At 66.7% G+C, this 21,019-nt stretch carries 22 protein-coding genes; 15 read left to right on the top strand and 7 right to left on the bottom strand.

Going from position 1 to position 21,019, the window contains the following annotated elements; all coding sequences use genetic code 11:
• The first annotated feature begins 24 nt into the window (after positions 1-24).
• From rpsP to rpmE, 10 genes are all read left to right on the top strand, one after another.
• A complete protein-coding gene (gene rpsP, locus MAA8898_RS09575; protein ID WP_094020766.1) occupies positions 25-381 on the top strand; it encodes a 30S ribosomal protein S16 in 357 nt (118 codons plus the stop codon).
• A 78-nt stretch (positions 382-459) separates the two neighbouring features.
• Positions 460-603 (top strand): hypothetical protein, encoded by a 144-nt coding sequence (locus MAA8898_RS26230; protein WP_176445114.1) that lies wholly within the window; start codon positions 460-462, stop codon positions 601-603.
• Complete coding sequence (gene rimM / locus MAA8898_RS09580) at positions 600-1,106, top strand: ribosome maturation factor RimM (protein ID WP_094020767.1); 507 nt, start codon at positions 600-602, stop codon at positions 1,104-1,106. The genes MAA8898_RS26230 and rimM overlap by 4 nt, the downstream gene beginning before the upstream one ends.
• A 235-nt stretch (positions 1,107-1,341) precedes the next feature.
• Positions 1,342-2,433, top strand: a complete 1,092-nt coding sequence (locus MAA8898_RS09585) for a hypothetical protein (RefSeq protein ID WP_094020768.1) — start codon at positions 1,342-1,344, stop codon at positions 2,431-2,433.
• A gap of 66 nt (positions 2,434-2,499) precedes the next feature.
• Positions 2,500-3,315, top strand: coding sequence for a tRNA (guanosine(37)-N1)-methyltransferase TrmD (gene trmD, locus MAA8898_RS09590; RefSeq protein WP_094020769.1), 816 nt, complete (start codon positions 2,500-2,502; stop codon positions 3,313-3,315).
• Positions 3,312-3,764 (top strand): GNAT family N-acetyltransferase, encoded by a 453-nt coding sequence (locus MAA8898_RS09595; protein WP_094020770.1) that lies wholly within the window; start codon positions 3,312-3,314, stop codon positions 3,762-3,764. The genes trmD and MAA8898_RS09595 overlap by 4 nt, the downstream gene beginning before the upstream one ends.
• Before the next feature lie 57 nt (positions 3,765-3,821).
• On the top strand, positions 3,822-4,160 hold the full coding sequence (locus MAA8898_RS09600) for a hypothetical protein (RefSeq protein WP_094020771.1): 339 nt from the start codon (positions 3,822-3,824) through the stop codon (positions 4,158-4,160).
• Positions 4,161-4,164: 4 nt separating this feature from the next.
• Positions 4,165-5,199, top strand: coding sequence for a trans-3-hydroxy-L-proline dehydratase (locus MAA8898_RS09605; RefSeq protein ID WP_094020772.1), 1,035 nt, complete (start codon positions 4,165-4,167; stop codon positions 5,197-5,199).
• A gap of 329 nt (positions 5,200-5,528) precedes the next feature.
• Positions 5,529-5,915 carry a 50S ribosomal protein L19 gene (gene rplS, locus MAA8898_RS09610; protein WP_094020773.1) on the top strand — a complete coding sequence of 129 codons (387 nt, stop codon included), beginning with the start codon at positions 5,529-5,531 and terminating at the stop codon, positions 5,913-5,915.
• 12 nt (positions 5,916-5,927) lie between these two features.
• Positions 5,928-6,149 (top strand): 50S ribosomal protein L31, encoded by a 222-nt coding sequence (rpmE, locus tag MAA8898_RS09615; protein ID WP_094020774.1) that lies wholly within the window; start codon positions 5,928-5,930, stop codon positions 6,147-6,149.
• Positions 6,150-6,214: 65 nt separating this feature from the next.
• On the opposite strand, the gene MAA8898_RS09620 is transcribed toward rpmE, so the two are convergent.
• Entirely contained in the window at positions 6,215-7,027 is an 813-nt protein-coding gene (locus MAA8898_RS09620) for a peptidoglycan recognition protein family protein (protein WP_094020775.1), read from the bottom strand.
• Positions 7,028-7,161: 134 nt separating this feature from the next.
• Between MAA8898_RS09620 and MAA8898_RS09625 the strand changes: the two genes are divergently transcribed.
• Positions 7,162-8,511, top strand: a complete 1,350-nt coding sequence (locus MAA8898_RS09625; RefSeq protein ID WP_094020776.1) for an aminotransferase class III-fold pyridoxal phosphate-dependent enzyme — start codon at positions 7,162-7,164, stop codon at positions 8,509-8,511.
• Positions 8,512-8,561: 50 nt separating this feature from the next.
• Here MAA8898_RS09625 and MAA8898_RS09630 read toward each other — a convergent pair whose 3' ends face one another.
• The gene (locus MAA8898_RS09630; protein ID WP_094020777.1) at positions 8,562-10,115 is read right to left on the bottom strand and encodes an alanine/glycine:cation symporter family protein; all 1,554 of its coding nucleotides are present in this window, start codon (positions 10,113-10,115) and stop codon (positions 8,562-8,564) included.
• A gap of 26 nt (positions 10,116-10,141) precedes the next feature.
• Positions 10,142-10,576 carry a universal stress protein gene (locus MAA8898_RS09635; RefSeq protein ID WP_094020778.1) on the bottom strand — a complete coding sequence of 145 codons (435 nt, stop codon included), beginning with the start codon at positions 10,574-10,576 and terminating at the stop codon, positions 10,142-10,144.
• A 283-nt stretch (positions 10,577-10,859) separates the two neighbouring features.
• Between MAA8898_RS09635 and MAA8898_RS09640 the strand changes: the two genes are divergently transcribed.
• Both MAA8898_RS09640 and MAA8898_RS09645 read left to right on the top strand, forming a co-directional pair.
• Positions 10,860-12,533: a bifunctional protein tyrosine phosphatase family protein/NAD(P)/FAD-dependent oxidoreductase gene (locus tag MAA8898_RS09640; RefSeq protein WP_094020779.1), complete on the top strand. Its 1,674-nt coding sequence runs from the start codon at positions 10,860-10,862 to the stop codon at positions 12,531-12,533.
• A 164-nt stretch (positions 12,534-12,697) separates the two neighbouring features.
• Positions 12,698-14,464: a SulP family inorganic anion transporter gene (locus MAA8898_RS09645; protein WP_094020780.1), complete on the top strand. Its 1,767-nt coding sequence runs from the start codon at positions 12,698-12,700 to the stop codon at positions 14,462-14,464.
• Here MAA8898_RS09645 and MAA8898_RS09650 read toward each other — a convergent pair.
• Together MAA8898_RS09650 and MAA8898_RS09655 are read right to left on the bottom strand one after the other, a co-directional pair.
• Positions 14,441-15,160 (bottom strand): metallophosphoesterase family protein, encoded by a 720-nt coding sequence (locus MAA8898_RS09650; protein WP_094020781.1) that lies wholly within the window; start codon positions 15,158-15,160, stop codon positions 14,441-14,443. The two genes, MAA8898_RS09645 and MAA8898_RS09650, sit on opposite strands and share 24 nt — an antisense overlap.
• 43 nt (positions 15,161-15,203) lie before the next feature.
• Positions 15,204-15,809 carry a dimethylsulfonioproprionate lyase family protein gene (locus MAA8898_RS09655; protein ID WP_094020782.1) on the bottom strand — a complete coding sequence of 202 codons (606 nt, stop codon included), beginning with the start codon at positions 15,807-15,809 and terminating at the stop codon, positions 15,204-15,206.
• 201 nt (positions 15,810-16,010) lie between these two features.
• Here MAA8898_RS09655 and MAA8898_RS09660 point away from each other — a divergent pair, with 201 nt between their 5' ends.
• The gene (locus MAA8898_RS09660) at positions 16,011-16,466 is read left to right on the top strand and encodes a GFA family protein (protein ID WP_094020783.1); all 456 of its coding nucleotides are present in this window, start codon (positions 16,011-16,013) and stop codon (positions 16,464-16,466) included.
• Between the two features lie 61 nt (positions 16,467-16,527).
• Here the strand turns inward: MAA8898_RS09660 and serA are convergent, their stop codons facing one another.
• Both serA and MAA8898_RS09670 read right to left on the bottom strand, forming a co-directional pair.
• On the bottom strand, positions 16,528-18,126 hold the full coding sequence (gene serA / locus MAA8898_RS09665; RefSeq protein WP_094020784.1) for a phosphoglycerate dehydrogenase: 1,599 nt from the start codon (positions 18,124-18,126) through the stop codon (positions 16,528-16,530).
• A gap of 99 nt (positions 18,127-18,225) precedes the next feature.
• Positions 18,226-19,404, bottom strand: coding sequence for a phosphoserine transaminase (locus MAA8898_RS09670; RefSeq protein WP_094020785.1), 1,179 nt, complete (start codon positions 19,402-19,404; stop codon positions 18,226-18,228).
• Between the two features lie 244 nt (positions 19,405-19,648).
• Here MAA8898_RS09670 and MAA8898_RS09675 point away from each other — a divergent pair, with 244 nt between their 5' ends.
• A complete protein-coding gene (locus MAA8898_RS09675; protein WP_094020786.1) occupies positions 19,649-20,929 on the top strand; it encodes a DUF2330 domain-containing protein in 1,281 nt (426 codons plus the stop codon).
• The last annotated feature ends 90 nt before the right edge of the window (positions 20,930-21,019 follow it).

A 21,019-nucleotide genomic window follows, 5' to 3' on the forward strand; every position in this document is an offset into this window, starting at 1 on the left:
GCCATTCAAAAAAGGAGACACCAAATGGCAGTCAAAGTTCGCCTCGCCCGTGGCGGTTCGAAAAAGCGCCCCTTCTACCGCATCGTCGTTGCCGACTCGCGCATGCCGCGCGACGGCCGCTTCATCGAGAAGGTCGGCACCTACAACCCGCTTCTGGCCAAGGACAGCGAAGACCGCGTCAAGATGGACGTGGAGCGCATCCAGTACTGGCTGGGCCAGGGCGCGCAGGTCACCGACCGCGTGTCGCGCTTTCTCGAAGCGGCTGGTGTGATCGAGAAGAAGGACCGCGCCAACCCCAAGAAGGGCACCCCGGGCAAGAAGGCCCAGGAACGCGCCAAGGCCCGTGCCGACAAGGCCGCCGAAGCGGCTGACGCCGAATAAGGCGCCCAAAGGGACGGTGGGCGGGGCGAGGCGGCGGCACGCCGCGAGCGTCCGCCCGCCGTTCCGCGCCTCCCGCCCATGTTCAGGCTGATCCGCACGAGCGTCCTTCTTGTCATCGCCTTCACCGCGGGCTTTCTCTATTCCGAACTGACGTGGCATGATCGCTGCAAAGACATGGGAGGCGAAGCGCGTGGTGGCGTCTGTTTCGACATATCGCAATGACTGACAAGGTCTGCGTCGGCGCCATCGCGGGCGCCTTTGGCGTCCAGGGCGAAGTGCGGCTCAAGAGTTTCACCGCCGATCCCTTGGCCGTGCAGGACTACGGCCCGCTCACGACCGAGGACGGCAGCCGCAGTTTCGAGGTCGAGATCACCCGCGACATCAACAACGGCTTTTCCGCCTGGCTGACCGGCGTCGACACCAAGGAGCAGGCCGACGCGCTCAAGGGCACGCGCCTGTTCGCCCCGCGCGACCGCCTGCCCAACCTGCCCGATGACGAATACTATCACGCCGACCTGATCGGCCTCCAGGTCTTTGACACAGGCGGCGCGCCGCTGGGCGCCGTGAAGGCGGTGATGAACCATGGCGCCTCCGACCTGCTGGAACTGCAGGTGCCGGGAAAGTCGCGCACCGTGCTTCTGCCTTTCACCCTGGCCGCCGTGCCCACCGTCGACCTGGCCTCAGGCCGGATCGTCGCCGATCCCCCCGAGGGACTTTTCGACTGACTCCGCGCGCACCGGGTCCCTGCCCCGAATCCGCCCACGATTCGCCGCGGTGACAGGCCCCTTGGCACCCGCAGGTGTTGGTATTGCCACGCATGGCGCAACAGCCACGCCAAGCGCCCCTTTCAGTTACCCGACCGGAAACGACACGGCCGGAAACAGGGCCCACGGCACCACGTTTTGGCCATGATTTTCGTCCAATTTTAGCCGCATTCGGCACAGTTTCGAGGGCACTGACTTGGACGCACTGGCTTTCCGCTTCATTCTCGCCGGCCTCGCCGTTGGCCCGGCGGCCGTCGCGACGGTCCTGCCGGCGTCGGGGGTCCTCGTGCCGCTGGGCTTGGTGGTGGGCGGGGCCGGCAGCGCCTGGGCCCTGTTCGTCAGCCTGCGCGACGGCAAGCAGCACCCGCGCCGCCGTGGCCCCGCGTTGCTGACACCGGCGACGCTGCGCCGCCGTCCCCGCGACCTGCCCCCGATCGGAGACCAGCGCCGCGCCTTGGCCGAGACGCTGGTCGCCGCCGTCGACCTGCGGACCGAGCCGGACGCCCCGCCGACCCGAGCCACCGCCGTCGCGCGCATCCTCGCACGCGTGCTGGACAGCTGGCAGATGGCCGACACGGCCGACCTGCCACGCGACCTGACGATCACCCTGACCCTGCTGGAACGCCTGCTGACCGCCGACCCGGGCGAGGCGGGCCGCATTGCGCAGATGTTCCGCCGTCCGGACCTGGTGCTGGCCTTGCGCGACGAGATCGACGAGGTGGCGCAGGTCCGCGCCGCCTATGACCGCGCCTTTGCCGCCTTCCAGGCCACGCGCGTCGTGCAGGCCGCCGACCCGGCCCCGCGCGACCTCGTCGAGGCATTCCTGAGCATGGGCGTCCCCGACATCGACCTGTGGCACCGCATCGTGACCGAGCACGATCCCGACAGCCCCGCGCTGCGCCGCGCCGCACTCTGGTGCGTCCTGCAACCGCAGTGCGACCGGGCAACCGTGGCCGCCTACCTGGCGCGCGTCACACATGAGGGGCAATTGACTCGCGCCGCGCGACGGGGCGACCGCGCCTATCTGGATCGCGTCGCCCGGGTGATCCGCAACTACAACGCCGGGGCCTACACCCGGCAGGAACTGGCATTTGTCCCCGCCGCCGGTGCCGCGCAGAGCCAGGCCGAGGAACTCGACGCGCTGGCCGATCTGACCCGCACCCCGCGCCTGCCGGACCCGCATTGCGCCGTGATCGCGCTGGACGGGCGCAAGCCGCGGCCGCGCCCGGCCTGGGACCTCGCCAACGGTCGGCTCGTCCGCCCACCGATGCGCGCCGATTATCTCTGAGCGGTCCCGCCTTGCCCCGTGGCCCCGCCCCGCGCTAACAGGGCCCGGCCACAGCAGGACAGACCCATGTCAGACGAACCGCCCCCCACCCGGTCACACGGGCGCAAATCCATCCGCCCCTCACTGGTCCCGCGTGACCTGATGGCGCCGGGCGAGGCGCTGGCACGGGCCTGGCGGGCGCAGGTCATCACCCTCTTTCCCGAGGCCTTTCCCGGCACGCTGGGCCTGTCGCTGACCGGCAAGGCGTTGCAGGACGGCCTGTGGCAGCTGGAGAGCATCCCCCTGCGCAAGTTCGGCGAGGGCAAGCATCGCAACGTCGACGACACACCCGCAGGTGGCGGCGCCGGCATGGTGCTGCGCGCGGATGTGATGGGCGCGGCGATCGACCACGCCCGCCGCCTGCAACACACCGCCGCGCCGCTGATCTACCTGTCGCCGCGCGGCCGTCCGCTGACACAGGGCATGGCGCGTGACCTCGCCACCCGCCCCGGCGTCACGCTGATCTGCGGTCGGTTCGAGGGGCTGGACCAAAGGGTGATCGACCATCACGGCATCGCCGAAGTCTCGATCGGCGATTACGTCCTGTCGGGCGGCGAGATCGCCGCGCAGGTGCTGCTGGACAGCGTCGTGCGCCTGTTGCCCGGGGTGCTGGGCAATGCCGTCTCGACCGAGGAGGAAAGCTTTTCCGAAGGCTTGCTGGAACACCCGCAATACACCCGACCCGCCGAGTGGCAGGGCCGGCCGATCCCCGAGGTGCTGCTGTCCGGCAACCACGGCGCCATCGCCAAGTGGCGCCGCGCGCAGGCCGAGGCGCTGACCCGCGACCGCCGCCCGGACCTCTGGGCAGCGCACGAGGCGCGCAAGCACGACACGCCGTCATGATCACCCTGCGTCGTGCCACGGCGGAGGACCTGCCTGCCCTCGTCGCCCTGCTGGCCGACGATCCGCTGGGGGCCGCGCGCGAAGACGCCTCGCTGCCGCTGGCGGACTGTTACACGCAGGCCTTTGACGCCATCGATGCGGACCCCAACCAGCTGCTTGTCGTGGCCACGCGCGATGGCACGGTGATTGGCTGTCTACAGCTGAGCTTTCTGCCCGGGCTGTCGCGCCGGGGCGCCTGGCGCGGGCAGATCGAATCCGTGCGTGTCGCGCCCAGCGCCCGTGGCCTCGGGCTGGGCCGCCAGATGATCGACTGGGCGATCGAGACGTGCCGGACGCGGGGCTGCACCCTCGTGCAGCTGACCTCGGACACATCGCGGCCCGACGCGCACCGGTTCTACGAAAGCCTGGGCTTTGTCCCCAGTCACACCGGCTTCAAGCTGCCGCTCTGAACTTTACAGCCCAGTTGGCGCGTGCAACCCTTTGCCCGACCCCGGACCGGAGCCGCCATGCAGATCCTGACGCCCCTCGCCCTTGCCCTGACCTTTGCCAGTCCGGCCCTTGCCTGGGAGCACACCGTGGAATGGCGCTTCAACGGGGCCGAAATAAAGTCGTTCAAGGCGACCGACCCGGAGTACGACGAGGACCCCGCGCTGCTGGAAGTCACCCTGAGCGATCCGCATTCCGGCGACACGGTGGTAACGATCGAGGCCGACAACGACATCGCCCCCTGTGCCGAGCTGCTGGGCTACGCCCAGGGCAACCCGTTCGAAACCGTCGTCCTGACCGCCAACCTGAACGCCCAGACGCTGAACGGCGTCACGCTGGCGCAGTGTTCGACCCGCTGAGACCATGCGCGCCTCCAGGATCATCCATGTCGTCAGCGCCCATGCCGCGGGTGAGGTCGGCGACGTCATCGTCGGCGGTGTCGCGCCGCCGCCGGGCCGCACGCTGTGGGAACAGCGCGACTGGATCGCCAATGACCAGACGCTGCGCAACTTTGTCCTGAACGAGCCGCGCGGCGGCGTCTTTCGCCACGTGAACCTGCTGGTGCCGCCGGTCGCGCCCGAGGCCGACGCCGCCTGGATCATCATGGAGCCCGAGGACACGCCGCCGATGTCCGGGTCCAACACCATCTGCGTCGCCACGGTGCTGCTGGAAACCGGCATCCTGCCGATGGTAGAGCCGGTGACGCATCTGACGCTGGAGGCGCCGGGCGGGCTGGTCCGGGTGGAGGCCGCCTGCGAGGGCGGCAAGGTCACGCGGGTGACGCTGACCAACCTGCCCAGCTTTGCCGACCGGCTGGGGGCCGAGATCGAGGTGCCCGGGGTCGGACGCCTGACCGTGGACACAGCGTTTGGTGGCGACAGTTTCGTGCTGGTGGATACCCGGCAACTGGGGCTGAAGCACGACCCGAAGAACGCCCGCATCCTGGCCGCGCTGGGCGCCCAGATCACCGATGCGGCCAACGCGCAGCTGGGTTTTGCCCATCCGGTGCTGCCGGGATGGGAGCACATCTCGTTCTGCCAGTTCACCTGGCCGGTGACGCGGGCGGGCGGCGTGCTGACCGGGGCCAACACCGTGTCGATCAAGCCTGCCAAGCTGGACCGCTCGCCCACCGGGACCGGCGTCAGCGCGCGGATGGCGGTGCTGCACGCGCGGGGTGAGATTGCCGTGGGCGAGCGCTACGTGGCCCGGTCCATCCTGGGGTCCGAGTTCGAGGGGGTGATCGCCGGCGTGACGATGCTGGGCGACCGGCCCGCCGTGGTGCCACGGATCAGCGGGACCGCCTGGATCACCGGCACGCATCAGCACATGCTGGACCCGACCGACCCCTGGCCCGGCGGCTACCGGCTGAACGACACCTGGCCGGGCGCCGAGGGATGAGCCAGGCGGTTTCGGATCGCCTGCGGCGATCCGACCGGCCGGGGGCTCTGCCCCCGGACCCCCGGGATATTTCAGGCCAGAAGAAACCGGGGGCGGGACCGCGCCCAAGGCACCATGGCCGGGCGGCTTTGTCCTTGATCCGGCGGGGCGGCGCCCCTATACAGCCCCATCTTCCGCTGCCGGGGCGACTCGGTGGCGGGGTTGTCGTGACCCCGAACGCGGGCGAACGGCAGAGCAAACAAAAGCTGGCCGGACATATCCTGTCACAGGATCAATGGCTCGCCAGACATCTCCGCGGGCAAACCGCGACGCACATAGGAGTAGGTCAGATGAACCTGATCGCACAGCTCGAGGCGGAACAGATCGCCTCTCTCGGGAAGACCATTCCCGATTTCAAACCCGGCGACACCGTCCGCGTCGGCTACAAGGTCACCGAAGGCACCCGGACCCGCGTGCAGGCCTACGAAGGCGTCTGCATCAGCCGCAAGCACGGCAAGGGCATCGCGGCCTCGTTTACCGTCCGGAAGATCTCTTTCGGCGAAGGCGTGGAGCGCGTGTTCCCGCTGTATTCGACCAACATCGAGTCCATCGAGGTCATCCGTCGTGGCCGCGTCCGCCGCGCCAAGATGTACTACCTCCGCTCGCGCCGCGGCAAGTCGGCCCGGATCTCCGAGGACACCACCTACAAGCCGCTCAAGCAGGGCGCCGACGCGTAAGGACTCCGTGAGATGAAAAAGAATCTGCACCCCGATTATCACGTCGTCACCGTCCGCATGACCGACGGGACCGAATTCCAGACCCGCACCACTTGGGGCAAGGAAGGCGACACGCTCGTGCTCGACATCGACCCGACCGTGCACCCGGCCTGGACCGGCGGTTCGTCGCGCCTGATGGACCAGGGCGGCCGCGTGTCGAAGTTCAAGAAGAAGTACGAAGGCCTCGGTTTCTGAGCCTGCCCTTCGCGCAAATTACGAAACGCCGTCCCTCGGGGCGGCGTTTTCGTTTGCGCGGCCGGTCAGCGGCAGCTGGCCCCCGGCGCATCGAGCAACGCGAACAGCGCCGCGTCGTCCGGGTCCTGTCTGGAGAGTCCCGCGTTTCGCTGCAACGTCTTGAGCGCGCGCGCCGAATTCGGCCCCCAGCGCCCATCGGGCCCGCCCTTCAGGCAGCCCCGTGCCGCCAGTTCGGCCTGCAGCGAGTAGACCAGCACCATCTGGCGCAAGGCGTCCTCCTCTTCGAGGATGTGACGCCCGGGGCAGGAGGTGGCGGCGTGGTGCTTGTGCGGCTGGATGTTGGCCGTCGGCACGCGGTAGGCGCGCTGCGCCTCGGACATCACGTGGACATAGGCCAGCCGCCCCGCCGAGGTCAGGCTCTCGTGGTTGAAGTCGCCCAGAGCCACCACCGCGAAATGCCCGGCGAAATCCGCCCGCTTGCCCGATCCATGCTCGGTCGACAGGGTGCCGGGCTTCAGCGAGACAGGTCGCCCCCGGGCGATGTTGCCCGCCTTGTCCACCGCGTAGTGGTAGGCGAACATGCCCAGCCCCGCCTGCGTGGCATGGTAGTGGTTGATGTTGCGCACCCGCTCGGTGATGGTCTGCCTTTCGCGCGCGGCGGCGGCGCGGCGGAAGAGGTTCGCATCGTCGCCGGCGAACCCCTCGTGGTGAAAGGTGATGTGGGTGATCCTGCCCTGTTCATAGCCTTTCAACGCGGCGCGGTCGATGTTGTCCAGCCTGGGCGCCAGCTCTCCGGCAATCTGGATTTGCACGGGCTGGGCGCTGGCGGACAGCGCAAAGATTGCCAACATGGCGGAGATGACGAAACGCAAGATCACGAAGGGGGCTCCCGGCAATTCGGAATCTCTCTAGCACGGAACGCGGCGGGCGCGCGCGCCAAACCCGCCATCCATCTGGACAGCGCCGCCCGTCGCCGCATAACTGGTCAGGACAGCCAGCCGGAGATACCGCCATGAAGGACGAGAATTTTCTCAAGGAGAACAACGCCCGCCACTTGTGGCAGCCGATGGGCCATCCCGGCGACGCGCAGGCCAATCCGCCCAGGATCATCAAATCCGCGCGGGGCAGCACGATCACCGACATCGACGGGCATTCCGTCGTGGACGCGGTGGGCGGGCTGTGGTGCGTCAACCTCGGTTATTCGAACGACAAGGTGAAGCAGGCCATCGCCGACCAGTTGCAGGTGCTGCCCTATGCCTCGGGCTTTGCCGGCAGCACCACGCCGCCCGCGATCGAGGCCGCCTATGCCGTGCAGGCGTTCTTTGCCGAGGACGGGATCGAGCGGGTCTTCTTTACCTCCGGCGGGTCGGATTCGGTCGAGACCTGCCTGCGGCTGGCGCGCCAGTATCACCGCCTGCGCGGTGAGCCGACGCGCACCAAGTTTCTCAGCCTGAAAAAGGGCTACCACGGCACGCATTTCGGCGGCGCCTCGGTCAACGGCAACATCCGCTTTCGCACCGCCTACGAGCCGCTGCTGCCCGGCTGTTTCCACCTGACCGCGCCCTACACCTATCGCAACCCCTTTGACGAGACGGACCCGGCCAGGCTGGCGCAGAAGATCGTGCAGATGGCCGAGGACGAGATCGCCTTTCAGGGCGCGAACACCATCGCCGCCTTCATCATGGAGCCGATCCTGGGCGCGGGCGGCGTGATCGTGCCCGACGCCAGCTTCATGCCGCTGATGCGCGACCTCTGCGACCGGCACGGCATCCTGATGATCGCCGACGAGGTGATCACCGGCTTTGGCCGCACCGGCGACTGGACCGGCGCGCGGCACTGGGGGGTGAAGCCGGACCTGATGAGCTGCGCCAAGGGCATCACCTCGGCCTATTTCCCGGTCGGGGCGGCACTGATCTCGGGCAAGGTGGCGGAGGTGTTCGAGAGCGCCGGCGCAGACGGGGCGATCTGGCACGGCTACACCTATTCGGCGCATCCGGTGGGGGCGGCGGCCGTTGTGGCCTGCCTGGCGGAAACCCTGCGGCTGGATACGAAGACCAACGCGGCCGCGCGCGGAACCCAGCTGTACGAGGGCGTCTGCCGGCTGGCCGAGAAATACGATGTCATCGGCGACGTGCGCGGTGGGCACGGGCTGATGGTCGGGATCGAGATCGTCAGCGACCGCGCGACCAAGGCACCGATGGACGCGCAGACGATGACGCGCATCCACCAGGCCACCTACGAGGCCGGGGCCATGGTGCGGCTGGGCATGCACAACATCCTGATGTCGCCGCCGCTGGTGGTGACCGAAGCGGAGATCGACCAGGTCCTGGCGGCGCTCGACACGGGTTTTGCCGCAGCCTGAGCATGAAAAAAGGGGCCGCGCGAGCGGCCCCTTTCGGTCATCGTCCGGGTTCAGTTGACGAACTTCTTGATCTCGCCGGATTTCAGGCGCGACAGGTAGCTGTTCACTTCGCGCTTGACGATCGGCATCAGGAAGTACAGCCCGATGATGTTGACAACCGCCATGGCAAAGATCGCCGCGTCCGAGAAGTCGATCACCGGCCCCAGGTTGGCCGAGGCGCCGATGATCACGAACAGGCAGAAGATGACCTTGAACACCAGTTCCTTGGACTTGCCCTCGCCGAACAGGTAGGTCCAGGCCTTCAGCCCGTAGTAGGACCAGCTGATCATGGTCGAGAAGGCGAACAGGATCACCGCCACCGCAAGGATGTAGGGGAACCAGCTGAAGGCGCTGCCAAAGGCCGCCGCGGTCAGGCCCACGCCCGAGGTGTCGCCCACGGTCTTGATGGTGGTGCCGCCCTCGTTGAGGATGTAGAGGCCCGTCGCCGGATCGACGACAAGCTGCTGGGTGATGATGATCACCAGCGCGGTCATGGTGCAGATCACCACCGTGTCGATGAAGGGTTCCAGCAGCGACACAAAGCCCTCTGTGATCGGCTCCTTGGTGCGCACGGCCGAGTGCGCGATGGCCGCCGAGCCGACGCCCGCCTCGTTCGAGAAGGCCGCCCGCTTGAAGCCCTGGATCAGCGCCCCGACAAGACCGCCCGCCACGCCAAGCCCGGTGAAGGCCCCGGCAAAGATCTGGCCGAAGGCCCAGCCGATCTTGTCCGCGTTCATCAGGATTATGACCAGCGCGGTGCCCACGTAGATCGCTGCCATGAACGGCACGACCTTTTCCGTCACCGAGGCGATCGACTTCAGACCGCCGATGATCACGACAAAGACGATCCCGGCAAAGACGATCCCGGTCAGAAAGCCGGGGTACTGGCCCACGACGCCGGTGATCGCCTGGTGCGCCTGGTTGGCCTGGAACATGTTCCCGCCGCCCAGCGCGCCGAGGATGCAGAAGATCGAGAACAGCACCGCCAGTACCTTGCCGCCCGGCAGGCCGCGTTCGGCAAATCCCTTGGTCAGGTAGTACATCGGGCCGCCCGAGACGGTGCCGTCGGCGTATTCGTTGCGGTACTTCACGCCCAGCGTGCATTCGGTGAATTTCGACGCCATGCCCATCAGGCCGGCAAGGATCACCCAGAAGGTCGCCCCCGGCCCGCCGATGCCCACGGCCACCGCGACACCTGCGATGTTGCCCAGGCCCACGGTGCCCGACAGCGCCGTTGCCAGCGCCTGGAAGTGACTGACCTCACCGGCGTCTTCGGGATCGGAGTAATCCCCCTTGACCAGGGCGATGGAGTGCGGAAAGGCGCGGAACTGGATGAACCCGAAATAGATCGTGAACACCGTCGCCGCGACCACCAGCCAGGCCACGATCCAGGGAAAGGTCGTGCCCGGGAAGGGGCTGAAGATGAAGTTGACGAACCAGCCGGTCGCGCCGGCAAAGGCGTCGTTGACCTTCTGGTCGATGCTGGACTCCTGCGCGCCGGCCATGGCGGCAGAGAGCATGAGTCCCGTGGCGGCAAGCGCCACCCGTTCTGCAAGTGTCTTCATGTGTTCTGTCCTGTTGTCCGGGGCATTCAGGGAACGATGGTGCAGGGCACCGGCGAGACCTGGACCAAAGATCCGGCGACCGAGCCAAAGACCCTTCGGCTGATCGAAGCCTGCCCGTCGCGGCCGATGAAAATCTGCTGGGCGCCCTGTTTCTCGACGATGTCGCACAGGGTGTCGGCGATGTGGCCATAGCGGACAACGGATTCGGCCGGGACACCGGCCTCGGCCAGCTTGCCCAGCACGGGCGCGATGATCATCGTCTCGGCCCGGTCCAGCTCTTCCTTGCGCCGTTTGTGACGCTCTTCCAGTTCGGTTGGCGTGAGAAAGGAGTAAGGCGACCATTCCAGCACATGGGCAACCACCAGCATCGCCCCTTGGGCCTTTGCACGCGTCACCGCGAAGTCCAGCGCACGTTGCGCCGCCTCGCTGCCGTCGTAGCCGACGACAAATTTGTCGGTCATTTCTGCGTTCCCTGTTCCGTTATTGCGCCTCTCGGCTGGGCGATTGTAACAAGTTTGTGTCAGTCGATTTGTTCGAATTCACCCCGAAAGCCGGCCGATTGCAGGGTAAACCGGGGCGGTGGCGGGGCAAAACGGGCAGCTGCCGCTTTTCAGGCGGTCTTTCCGCAGAATGCATGATGCAGGCCGTGCGCGGCAAACCTGCGACGGTTTCTCCCATATCGCATTCATTGTCCTGAATGTATACGGGCGCACACCCCCGATTCCCGTGGTGGAGGAGCGCGTCATGGAATTCCGCAAGATCACAGACGATATCACCGTCTCACCGCAGATCACCGCAGACCACCTGCAGGAAATCGTCGACGCGGGCTACCGCGCCATCATCTGCAACCGCCCCGATGGCGAAGGCGCCGACCAGCCGACATTCGACGAGATCGCCGAAGCGGCCAGGGCAAAAGGGCTGGAGGCCCGTTACCTGCCCATCGTCAGCGGCAAGGTGCTGGACGCCGACGCCACCGCCTTTGGCAAGCTGCTGCGCGACCTGCCCGGCCCGGTCTTTGCCTACTGCCGCACCGGCACGCGTTCGGCGACGCTGTGGTCGCTCAGCCAGGCGGGCAAGCTCGACACCTCCAGCATCCTCGCCGCGACGAAACAGGCGGGCTACGACATGGCGGGCGTGGTGCGCCGCATCGTCAACGGCGGCAAGACCCCGACGGACGAGGGCGACGCCAGGTTCGACGTGGTCGTGGTGGGCGGCGGCGCGGCGGGCATCGCCGTCTCGGCCAGCCTCAAGGCGCGCAAGCCCGGCCTCAGCATCGCCGTTCTGGACCCGGCCGACGTGCATTATTACCAGCCCGGCTGGACCATGGTCGGCGGCGGCATCTTCGAGGCCTCGACCACCGCGCGCACCATGGCCAGCCTGATCCCCAGCGGGGTCCACTGGATCAAGTCCGCCGTCGCCGCCTTTGAACCGCAGAACAACGCCGTGATCCTGGATGGCTGCCGTGTGGTGAAATACGACCGGCTGATCGTCTGCCCGGGGTTGAAGCTGGACTGGCACAAGGTCGACGGGCTGGTGGACACGCTGGGCAAGAACGGCGTGACCTCCAACTACCGCTATGACCTGGCGCCCTACACCTGGGAGCTGGTCAAGGGGCTGAAGCAGGGCCGCGCACTGTTCACCCAGCCGCCGATGCCGATCAAATGCGCCGGCGCGCCGCAAAAGGCGATGTACCTCTCGGGCGACCATTGGTTCCGCACCGGGCGGCTCAAGGACATCGACATCCAGTTCATGAACGCCGGCGGCGTGCTGTTCGGGGTCAAGGACTACGTTCCGGCACTCATGGACTACGTCAAGAAATACGACGCCTCGCTGAACTTTTTCCACAACCTCGTGGCGGTCGACGGTCCGGCGAAAAAGGCGACCTTCAAGGTCGCCAAGCCCGACACAGAGCCGACCGAGGTCACTGTCGACTTCGACATGATGCACGTGTGCCCGCCGCAGGTGGCGCCGGACTTCATCCGCGTGTCGCCGTTGGCCGATGCGGCGGGCTGGGTCGACGTCGACCAGAGCACGCTGCGCCACAAGACCTATGACAACATCTGGGCGCTGGGCGACGTGATGAACGCGCCCAACGCCAAGACCGCCGCCGCCGCGCGGATGCAGGCCCCCGTGGTGGCCGAAAACGTGGTCGCCGACACCCGGGGCCTGTCGGCCAAGGCGCTGTACAACGGTTATGGCTCCTGCCCGCTGACCGTGGAAAAGGGCAAGATCGTGCTGGCCGAGTTCGGCTATGGTGGCGCGCTGCTGCCGTCTTTTCCGAAGTGGCTGATCGACGGCACCAGACCGTCGCGCGCGGCCTGGCTGCTCAAGGAGCAGATCCTGCCGCCGGTCTACTGGAAGGCGATGTTGCGCGGCAAGGAATGGCTGGCCAAGCCCGAACCCGTCACCGTCAAGTAACCCCCCTCACCGGCCGCTCTCTCCAGGGCGGCCGGTGTCCTTTCCGGCCACCCTGCGTTGCGGCGTTTCGACCCTTTTCAAATTCATTTCCACGAATATATAAGCTCGCAACTCCCGCGACCCGACTCGCTGCCCGCGTCGCCGCACAGATACCAGGACACGCCATGACCCTCCTCTCGCGGACCGCCACCCAGCTGAAGCAATACCTGCCCATCCTGCAATGGGCCAAGACCTATGACCGCGAGACCGCGACCTCGGACCTGGTCGCCGCCGTGATCGTGACGATCATGCTGATCCCGCAATCGCTGGCCTACGCGCTGCTGGCAGGTCTGCCGGCAGAGATGGGGCTTTACGCCTCGATCCTGCCGCTGGTGGCCTATGCGATCTTTGGCACCAGCCGCGCGCTGGCGGTCGGTCCCGTGGCCGTCGTGTCGCTGATGACCGCCGCCGCGATCGGCAACCTCGGCCTGTCGGACCCGGCGCAGATCGCGCTGGCGGCCGGCACGCTGGCCTTCATCTCGGGAGTGATCCTGACCGTGCTGGGCGTGCTGCGGCTGGGGTTCATCGCCAACTTTCTGTCGCATCCGGTGATCGCCGGGTTCATCACCGCCTCGGGCGTGCTGATCGCCGCGTCGCAGCTGAAACACATCCTTGGAATCCCCGCGCATGGCCACACGCTGGTGCAGGTGGTGGGCGACCTGATCGCCAACCTGCCGCAGACCAGTCTGATCACCCTTGTGATTGGCGCCTTGGCCACCGCCTTCCTGTTCTGGGTCCGCAAGGGGCTGAAACCGCGCCTGTTGCAGGCCGGGTTGAAGCCGCGCATGGCCGATGTCGTGGCCAAGGCCGGGCCGGTTGGCGCCGTCGCGGTCACCACGCTGGTCACCTGGGGCTTTGGCCTGCAGGACGCGGGCGTCAAGATCGTCGGCAGCGTGCCCACCGGCCTGCCGCCGCTGACCGCGCCGTCCTTCTCACCCGAACTGTGGAGCCAGTTGTTCCTCTCGGCGCTGCTGATCTCGATCATCGGCTTTGTCGAGTCCGTCTCGGTCGCGCAGACACTCGCCGCCAAGAAGCGCCAGCGCATCGTTCCCGACCAGGAATTGATCGGCCTTGGCACGTCGAACATCGCGGCGGCCGTTTCGGGCGGCTACCCGGTGACCGGCGGCTTTGCCCGCTCGGTCGTGAACTTCGACGCCGGTGCCGCCACGCCTGCCGCCGGGGCCTTTACCGCCGTGGGCATCGCCGTCGCCACGCTGGCGCTGACGCCGCTGCTGTACTTCCTGCCCACCGCGACGCTGGCCGCGACGATCATCGTCGCCGTGCTCAGCCTGGTGGACTTCTCGATCCTGAAAAAGGCCTGGGGCTACTCCAAGATCGACTTTGCCGCCGTCTTTGCCACAATCGTGCTGACGCTGGGCTTTGGTGTCGAGATCGGCGTGTCGGCCGGCGTGCTGATCTCGATCGGCCTGCACCTCTACAAGACCTCGCGCCCGCATGTGGCCGAGGTGGGCCTGGTCCCCGGCACGCAGCACTTTCGCAACATCAAGCGGCACAAGGTCGAGACGCAGCCGCATCTTGTCACCCTGCGAGTCGATGAAAGCCTGTACTTCGCCAATGCCCGTTTCCTGGAGGATTACGTCCTGAAACGTGTGACCAGCGACAAGGCGCTGGAACACGTCGTCCTGCAGTTCACCGCCGTGAACGAGGTCGACATGAGCGCGCTAGAAACGCTGGAGGAGTTGAACCGCCGGCTGAATGAAATGGGCATCAAGATGCACCTGTCCGAGGTCAAGGGCCCGGTGATGGACCGCCTCTACCGGTCGCATTTCCTGGACGACCTGACCGGCCGCGTATTCCTGGCGCAGTACGACGCCTGGCGCAAGTTGACCAAGCCCGCGCCGGCCCCCTCAGCGCAGACGGACGCGGCCTGACGGTCCGAGGATCGAGATTTCCTGACCTTCGAAGACAGCCACCGAGAGCGGGTCGCCATAGCCCGCTCCGGTGTCGAGGTTCAGCCGGTTGGGATGCAGGTCCGGCGCATCCACCGGCGTATGCCCGTGCACGATGAAGGCGCCGAAATCGCCGGTGTAACGGTGGAAGTCCTGCCGGATCCACAACAGGTCTTCCTCGTCCTGCTGGTCGAGCAGCACCTGCGGGCGAACCCCGGCATGGACAAAAAAGACCCCGCCTTCGCGGTGTGACAGCTTCAGGTCTTGCAGAAAATGGACGTGCCGCTCGGGCACCGCCGCGCGCAGGTCGTCGGCCAAGGTCTTCTGGCGCACCTGCTTCGGCACGGCCACGCCGTAGGACTCGGCTGTCTGGATCCCGCCGATATTCGGGTGGAACCAGTGGTAGCCGACCAGAAGGTAAGGATCGACGCGCGGTGTGGGCGGGACGACGAACCATTCAAACATGCGGTCATGGTTGCCCTTGAGGCAGACCCAGTCCTGTCCAGCGTCGATCCCGGAACACAGCAGGTCGATCACCCCGGCCGAATCCGGCCCCCGGTCCACGTAATCCCCCAGAAAGACGACCCGCCCGCCGCCGTCGCGATCTACCCGCGCCAGCGCGTCCTCCAGCATGGCCTTCTGGCCGTGAATGTCGCCGATGGCGTAGATCCTGTCCATGCCATGGGTTCTAAAGCACCCGGCGCGCCGGTGAAAGCCGCGCTCAGGCGATCTGCATCGCCAGCGGGTCGTCCAGCATGACATAGGAATGCGTATTCACGTCGCCGCTCCAGCGCCAGAACGCCAGCAGCCCCTCCGGTCCCGCGCGGAAGGCATGTGGCATCCGCGACCGGTGGTGGATCTGCTCACCGGCAAACCGCTGACGGATGTCCTCTCCGGCAGTCCACAGGGCGGACCCGGCGAGGATGGTATAAGTCTCGTCGGCGTCGTGGTTGTGCAACCCGTAATAGGTGTCCGGGCGCTGATAGTAGAGGCCCATGCGCAGGTCGGCGCAGGGCACCGGCCCTTCGGGTCCCATCAGCGTGCAAACCAGGTACATCGACCCCAACCCGCCGACCTGCGCCGCGACCGGGTTCGCCCCCCAGGGCAACAGGTCAAAGCTGTCCAGCAGGCCGCGCGCGGCGGGGTGGTCCGAATTGGCCAGCAGGGTGCGGATGGCGATGGTGTCTTCCGGGGCGGGTTGCGACACGGCCAGCTGTTGCGGCCCCATCTCGCGCAGGATCAGCGCGGTGCGCGCGGCCTCGGGCCGATCCTCGGCATCCAGCGGAGTGGCAAGGGCGGCGATCAGGCACTGGACGGGATCGGACATGGCGCGCTCCGGCTGGGATCTGATGCGCCTTTGACCGGAATCTCACGGCCGCGCATATCCGGGGGCGACGCGCGCAGGTCGCAATCGGAAATCCGACCCGAAACAGGCGCCTGCCAGAGGCGTTGACACCATCGGAACGCGGTAGGCAGTCCCCGTGTCATGGCCTACCCTTGGACGGAATCCCCAGACCAAGGAGACCCCATGCCCGCGCCCACGCTCCCCCTCGACGGTTCCTGCCGATGCGGCCGCGTCCACATCCGGATCACGCAGCCACCGCTGATGACCGCCGCCTGCCACTGTCGCGGCTGCCAGAAGATGTCGTCCAGCGCCTATTCCCTCACCGCCATGGTGCCCATCGGCGGCTTTGAGGTGACGCAGGGCGACCCGGTTGTCTGCGGCACACACGGTCCGGACCAGGACCACATGGCCTGCCCCTATTGCATGACCTGGATGTTCACCCGTATCACCGGGATCGACGATTTCCTGAACGTCCGTCCCACGATGTTCGATGACACCGCGTGGTTTGTTCCCTTCGTCGAGACGATGACCAGCGCCCGGCTGCACTGGGTCACGACCCCGGCAAGACACAGCTTTGAGACCTGGCCGCCGGTCGAGGACTACGCAGCACTCATGGCGGAATACGCGGCGCAGGGCTGAAAAGGAAAACCCCTCCCGGCAGGCCGGGATGGGGTGACAATCGGTCGACGGAGGCGCGTGATCAGACCACGTCGAAGACCAGCGGCTTGATCTGGGTAAAGAGACCCGTCTCCGCCAGCTTGGCGCGCGCCTCGGCGGGCACCGGCTCGTCGACATACAGCAGCGCGATGGCCTCGCCGCCGCGGGCCGAGCGGCCCAGGGTAAAGTTCGCGATGTTCACGCCCATGGACCCCATGGTATTCCCCAACGCACCGATGATGCCCGGCTCGTCCTTGTTGGTGGTGTAGAGCATGTGCGCGCCGACCTCGGCGTCGATGTTGATGCCCTTGATCTGGATGAAGCGCGGCTTGCCATCCGAGAACACCGTCCCGGCGATCGAGCGTTCGCGCTTGGGCGTCACCACCGTCACCTTGATGTAGCCCTCGAAGGCGCCGGACTGCTCCTGGTTGGTGGTCGACAGCTTGATCCCGCGCTCCTTGGCCACCAGCGGGGCCGAGACCATGTTCACCTCGGGATTGACGCTCTTCATGATGCCCGCGATCAGCGCGCAGTTCAGCGCCTCGAGGTTCATGGTGGCGGCCTCGCCGTCGTAGAGGATGTTGATCGCCTTGATCGGCTCATCGGTCATCTGGCCGATGAAGCTGCCCAGGTGGTCGGCCAGCTTGATCCAGGGGCCCATGACCTTGGCCTCTTCGGCGGTCACCGAGGGCATGTTCAGCGCGTTTTGCACGGCGCCGGTCAGCAGGTAGTCGGCCATCTGCTCGGCCACCTGGAGGGCGACGTTTTCCTGCGCCTCGGTGGTGGCGGCACCCAGGTGGGGCGTGCAGACCACGTTCGGCAGGCCGAACAGCGGGTTGGACTTGGCCGGTTCCTCGGCAAAGACGTCAAAGGCCGCGCCGGCGACATGGCCGGACTTCAGCAGCTCGGCCAGCGCCTCTTCGTCCACCAGGCCGCCACGCGCGCAATTGATGATGCGCACGCCCGGCTTGGTCTTGAGAAGGTTCTCTTTCGACAGGATGTTGCGGGTGCTGTCGGTCAGCGGCACGTGCAGGGTGATGAAATCGGCGCGCTTGAGCAAGTCGTCGAGGTCTTCGACCTTCTGGACCTGCATCTTGGCGGCCTTCTCTTCCGACAGGAAGGGGTCAAAGGCCAGCACCTTCATGTGCAACCCGCGCGCGCGGTCGCAGACGATGCCGCCGATGTTGCCCGCACCGATCACGCCCAGCGTCTTGCCGGTCAGCTCGACGCCCATGAACTTGGACTTTTCCCACTTGCCCGCGTGGGTCGAGGCGCTGGCCTCGGGGATCTGGCGCGCCACGGCGAACATCATCGCGATGGCGTGTTCGGCCGTGGTGATCATGTTGCCGAAAGGCGTGTTCATCACGATCACGCCCTTTTTCGACGCGGCGTCCTTGTCGATGTTGTCGGTGCCGATCCCGGCGCGGCCGATCACCTTGAGGTTGGTCGCCTTCTCCAGGATGGTCGGCGTCACCTTGGTGGCCGAGCGGATGGCGAGGCCGTCGTAGTTGCCGATGATCTCGGCCAGCTTTTCCTTGTCCTTGCCCAGCTCGGGCATGAAATCCACGTCGATCCCGCGGTCGCGGAAGATCTGGACGGCGGCGTCCGACAGCTCGTCGGAGATGAGAACTTTGGGGGCCATTGCCTTGGGTCCTTTGGATATGCGGGGAAGGTGCGTGAGATCACGCACCCTACTTTTGGTTGTTCGGGGTAAGGCGCGTGCTCGCACGCACCGCGCGTCTCACGCGGCCTGCGCCAGCGCCTCGATCTCGGCGTGGAAGGCCCAGTCGAGCCAGGGCAGCATGGCCTGGATGTCGGAGGTCTCGACCGTGCCGCCGCACCAGATGCGCAGCCCGGCCGGCGCGTCGCGGTAGGCGCCCACGTCCAGCGCAACGCCTTCGGCCTCCAGCCGCTTGGCCACGGCCTTGGCAAAGGCAGCACCGTCGGTGATGCGCGCATTGGTAAACCGCAGGCAGACCGAGGTGTTCGACCTCGTTGCCGGATCGACCGCCAGGTTGTCGATCCAGTCGCGCGCCGCGCAGAAATCGTGGATCGCCTGCGCATTGGCATCGGCCCGCGCGATCAGACCCTTGAGCCCGCCGACCGAGCGCGCCCAGTCCAGCGCGACAAGGTAATCCTCGACCGCAAGCATCGACGGGGTATTGATCGTCTCGCCGACAAAGATGCCCTCGATCAGCTTCCCGCCCTTGGTCATGCGAAAGATCTTGGGCATCGGCCAGGCGGGGATGTAGCTTTCCAGCCGCTCGACGGCGCGGGGGCTGAGCACGATCATGCCGTGCGCCGCCTCGCCGCCCAGCACCTTCTGCCAGGAAAAGGTGGTCACATCCAGCTTGTCCCAGGGCAGGCCCATCGCAAAGGCGGCGCTGGTCGCGTCGCAGATGGTCAGCCCGGCACGGTCGGCGGGGATGACGTCACCATTCGGAACACGCACGCCGGAGGTGGTGCCGTTCCAAGTAAAGACGACATCGGTGTCGTAGTCGATCGCGCCCATGTCGACGATCTCGCCATATTCGGCGGTCTTGACCTCGGCGTCGATCTTCAACTGCTTGACCACGTCGGTGACCCAGCCCGCGCCAAAGCTTTCCCAGGCGACCATGGTCGCCTTACGGGCGCCCAGCAGCGACCACATCGCCATTTCGACGGCGCCGGTGTCAGAGGCAGGAACGATGCCGATGCGGTAGTCGGCGGGGATGCCCAGGATCTCGCGCGTGCCCTCGATTGCGGCCTTCAGCTTGTCCTTGCCAATCTTGGCGCGGTGCGACCGGCCAAGTGCGGCGTGCGACAGCAGGCCAAGTTCGAACGTGGGGATCTTGGCGCAGGGGCCAGAGGAGAAACGCGCATTTTCGGGCCGCGTTTCGGGTTTGCGCACGGTTTCGCGCGCGGGCGTTTGGGGTGCCATGTCAGCCTAACCTTCCAGATAGATGCCCCTCGTTGGGGAGGGGTGTCCCACGGAGGCATCTACGGCAGGCGCTGCGGCGCGGCAAGTCGGATATTGCAATGAAAGAGTTGGATTCGACGCGCCGCGCCACGTGGTCGGAGCGGATCGGAAACAGTCCGTCCAAAACCGAACCGTCGCTCGAATCCCTTTGCCACCCGCCCCCCTGTGCTAGGTTGGACCCAAGACATATTGCCAGGAGCCCTTCATGACACGCATTTTCCTAACCCTTTGCCTCATCCTGTCAGCGGCTTCGGCCCAGGCCTTCTGCGGTTTTTACGTCGCCAAGGCGGATGGCGGGCTGTTCAACGAAAGCTCCAAGGTGGTCTTTGTCCGTGACGGCGAACGCTCTGTCATCACCATGTCGTCGGACTACCGGGGCGAGCCGAAGGACTTTGCCCTAGTGGTCCCTGCCCCGCGTGTCCTGCTGCGCGACGAGATCCGCACCGTCAAGCCCGAGACGGTGGCGCGCCTGGACGACTACACCGCGCCACGGCTGGTCGAATACTTCGACCGCGATCCCTGCGCGCCGCCGATCATGCCGATGATCACGCTGAACGCCGTGGTGAACGAGGCCGCGCCGCCCATGGCGGACCGGGCCCGCGCGCTGGGCGTCACCATCGAGGCGCAATACGCCGTCGGCACCTATGACATCCTGATCCTGGGGGCCGAGGAATCCGATGGCCTGGCGACCTTCCTCACCGCCGAAGGCTACAAGCTGCCCGAGGGCGCGGGGCCGGTGCTGGCAGGCTACGTCGACGCCGGCATGAAGTTCTTTGTCGCCGGGGTGAACCTGGACCGCCACGCCGCCTCCGAGACGAAGGAGCTGCCGCCGTTGCAGATCGAGTTCACCTCCAAGGATTTCATGCTGCCGATCCAGCTGGGCAAGCTGAACGCCGAAGGCCCGCAGGACGCGCTGTTCTTCATGCTGTCGCGCAAGGGCCAGGTGCTGCCCGAGAACTACCTGCCTGTCGCGCTGCCCAGCAACGTCGACGTGCCGCTGTTCATCGAGGAAGAGTTCGGCGCCTTTTACAAGGCGCTGTTCGCGCAGGCAGCCCCCAAGGAGGGCGGCATCGTGACGGAATACGCCTGGGACATGGCTTGGTGCGACCCCTGCGCCGCCGATCCGCTGACCAACGCCGAACTGGCCGAACTGGGAGTCGACTGGCTGCCCGAAGAGGGCGCGCAGGGCGGCGGCGTGCAGGGGCAGAACGTCTACGTCACACGCCTGCACGCGCGCTACACCAGGGACCAGATGCCCGAGGACGTGATGTTCCGCGCCACCGAGGACCGGCAGAATTTCCAGGGGCGCTACGTGATGAACCACCCCTGGGAGGGCGAGATGGACTGCCCCGAGGCCGAGGATTACATCCTGCGCACCCGCGCCCGCATCGCCGACGAGGCCCGCACCGTGGCCCGGCTGACCGGCTGGGACGCCGACGAGCTGATCAGCAAGGCGCGGACCGGGATGCCGGAACTCTACCGCTGAACGCAGCTCGGCGCCCTCCCGGGGCGCCGCGATCAGGGACGGCGGGCGGGGCGATGTTGCCCGCAGGGCGACGAGCGTCGTCCGGCTGTC

The sequence above is a fragment of the Antarctobacter aquimaris genome (assembly GCF_900184945.1).
Taxonomy (GTDB): Bacteria; Pseudomonadota; Alphaproteobacteria; order Rhodobacterales; family Rhodobacteraceae; genus Maliponia; species Maliponia aquimaris.

Coding starts and splice junctions, on each gene's coding strand:
- trmD (WP_094020769.1), top strand. CDS start 2,500: ATGTCAGACGAACCGCCCCCCACCCGGTCACACGGGCGCAAATCCATC.
- MAA8898_RS09625 (WP_094020776.1), top strand. CDS start 7,162: ATGAAGGACGAGAATTTTCTCAAGGAGAACAACGCCCGCCACTTGTGG.
- MAA8898_RS09595 (WP_094020770.1), top strand. CDS start 3,312: ATGATCACCCTGCGTCGTGCCACGGCGGAGGACCTGCCTGCCCTCGTC.
- MAA8898_RS09645 (WP_094020780.1), top strand. CDS start 12,698: ATGACCCTCCTCTCGCGGACCGCCACCCAGCTGAAGCAATACCTGCCC.
- rplS (WP_094020773.1), top strand. CDS start 5,529: ATGAACCTGATCGCACAGCTCGAGGCGGAACAGATCGCCTCTCTCGGG.
- MAA8898_RS09630 (WP_094020777.1), bottom strand. CDS start 10,115: ATGAAGACACTTGCAGAACGGGTGGCGCTTGCCGCCACGGGACTCATG.
- MAA8898_RS09600 (WP_094020771.1), top strand. CDS start 3,822: ATGCAGATCCTGACGCCCCTCGCCCTTGCCCTGACCTTTGCCAGTCCG.
- MAA8898_RS26230 (WP_176445114.1), top strand. CDS start 460: ATGTTCAGGCTGATCCGCACGAGCGTCCTTCTTGTCATCGCCTTCACC.
- MAA8898_RS09650 (WP_094020781.1), bottom strand. CDS start 15,160: ATGGACAGGATCTACGCCATCGGCGACATTCACGGCCAGAAGGCCATG.
- MAA8898_RS09670 (WP_094020785.1), bottom strand. CDS start 19,404: ATGGCACCCCAAACGCCCGCGCGCGAAACCGTGCGCAAACCCGAAACG.
- serA (WP_094020784.1), bottom strand. CDS start 18,126: ATGGCCCCCAAAGTTCTCATCTCCGACGAGCTGTCGGACGCCGCCGTC.
- MAA8898_RS09640 (WP_094020779.1), top strand. CDS start 10,860: ATGGAATTCCGCAAGATCACAGACGATATCACCGTCTCACCGCAGATC.
- MAA8898_RS09635 (WP_094020778.1), bottom strand. CDS start 10,576: ATGACCGACAAATTTGTCGTCGGCTACGACGGCAGCGAGGCGGCGCAA.
- MAA8898_RS09655 (WP_094020782.1), bottom strand. CDS start 15,809: ATGTCCGATCCCGTCCAGTGCCTGATCGCCGCCCTTGCCACTCCGCTG.
- rpsP (WP_094020766.1), top strand. CDS start 25: ATGGCAGTCAAAGTTCGCCTCGCCCGTGGCGGTTCGAAAAAGCGCCCC.
- rimM (WP_094020767.1), top strand. CDS start 600: ATGACTGACAAGGTCTGCGTCGGCGCCATCGCGGGCGCCTTTGGCGTC.
- MAA8898_RS09675 (WP_094020786.1), top strand. CDS start 19,649: ATGACACGCATTTTCCTAACCCTTTGCCTCATCCTGTCAGCGGCTTCG.
- MAA8898_RS09605 (WP_094020772.1), top strand. CDS start 4,165: ATGCGCGCCTCCAGGATCATCCATGTCGTCAGCGCCCATGCCGCGGGT.
- rpmE (WP_094020774.1), top strand. CDS start 5,928: ATGAAAAAGAATCTGCACCCCGATTATCACGTCGTCACCGTCCGCATG.
- MAA8898_RS09660 (WP_094020783.1), top strand. CDS start 16,011: ATGCCCGCGCCCACGCTCCCCCTCGACGGTTCCTGCCGATGCGGCCGC.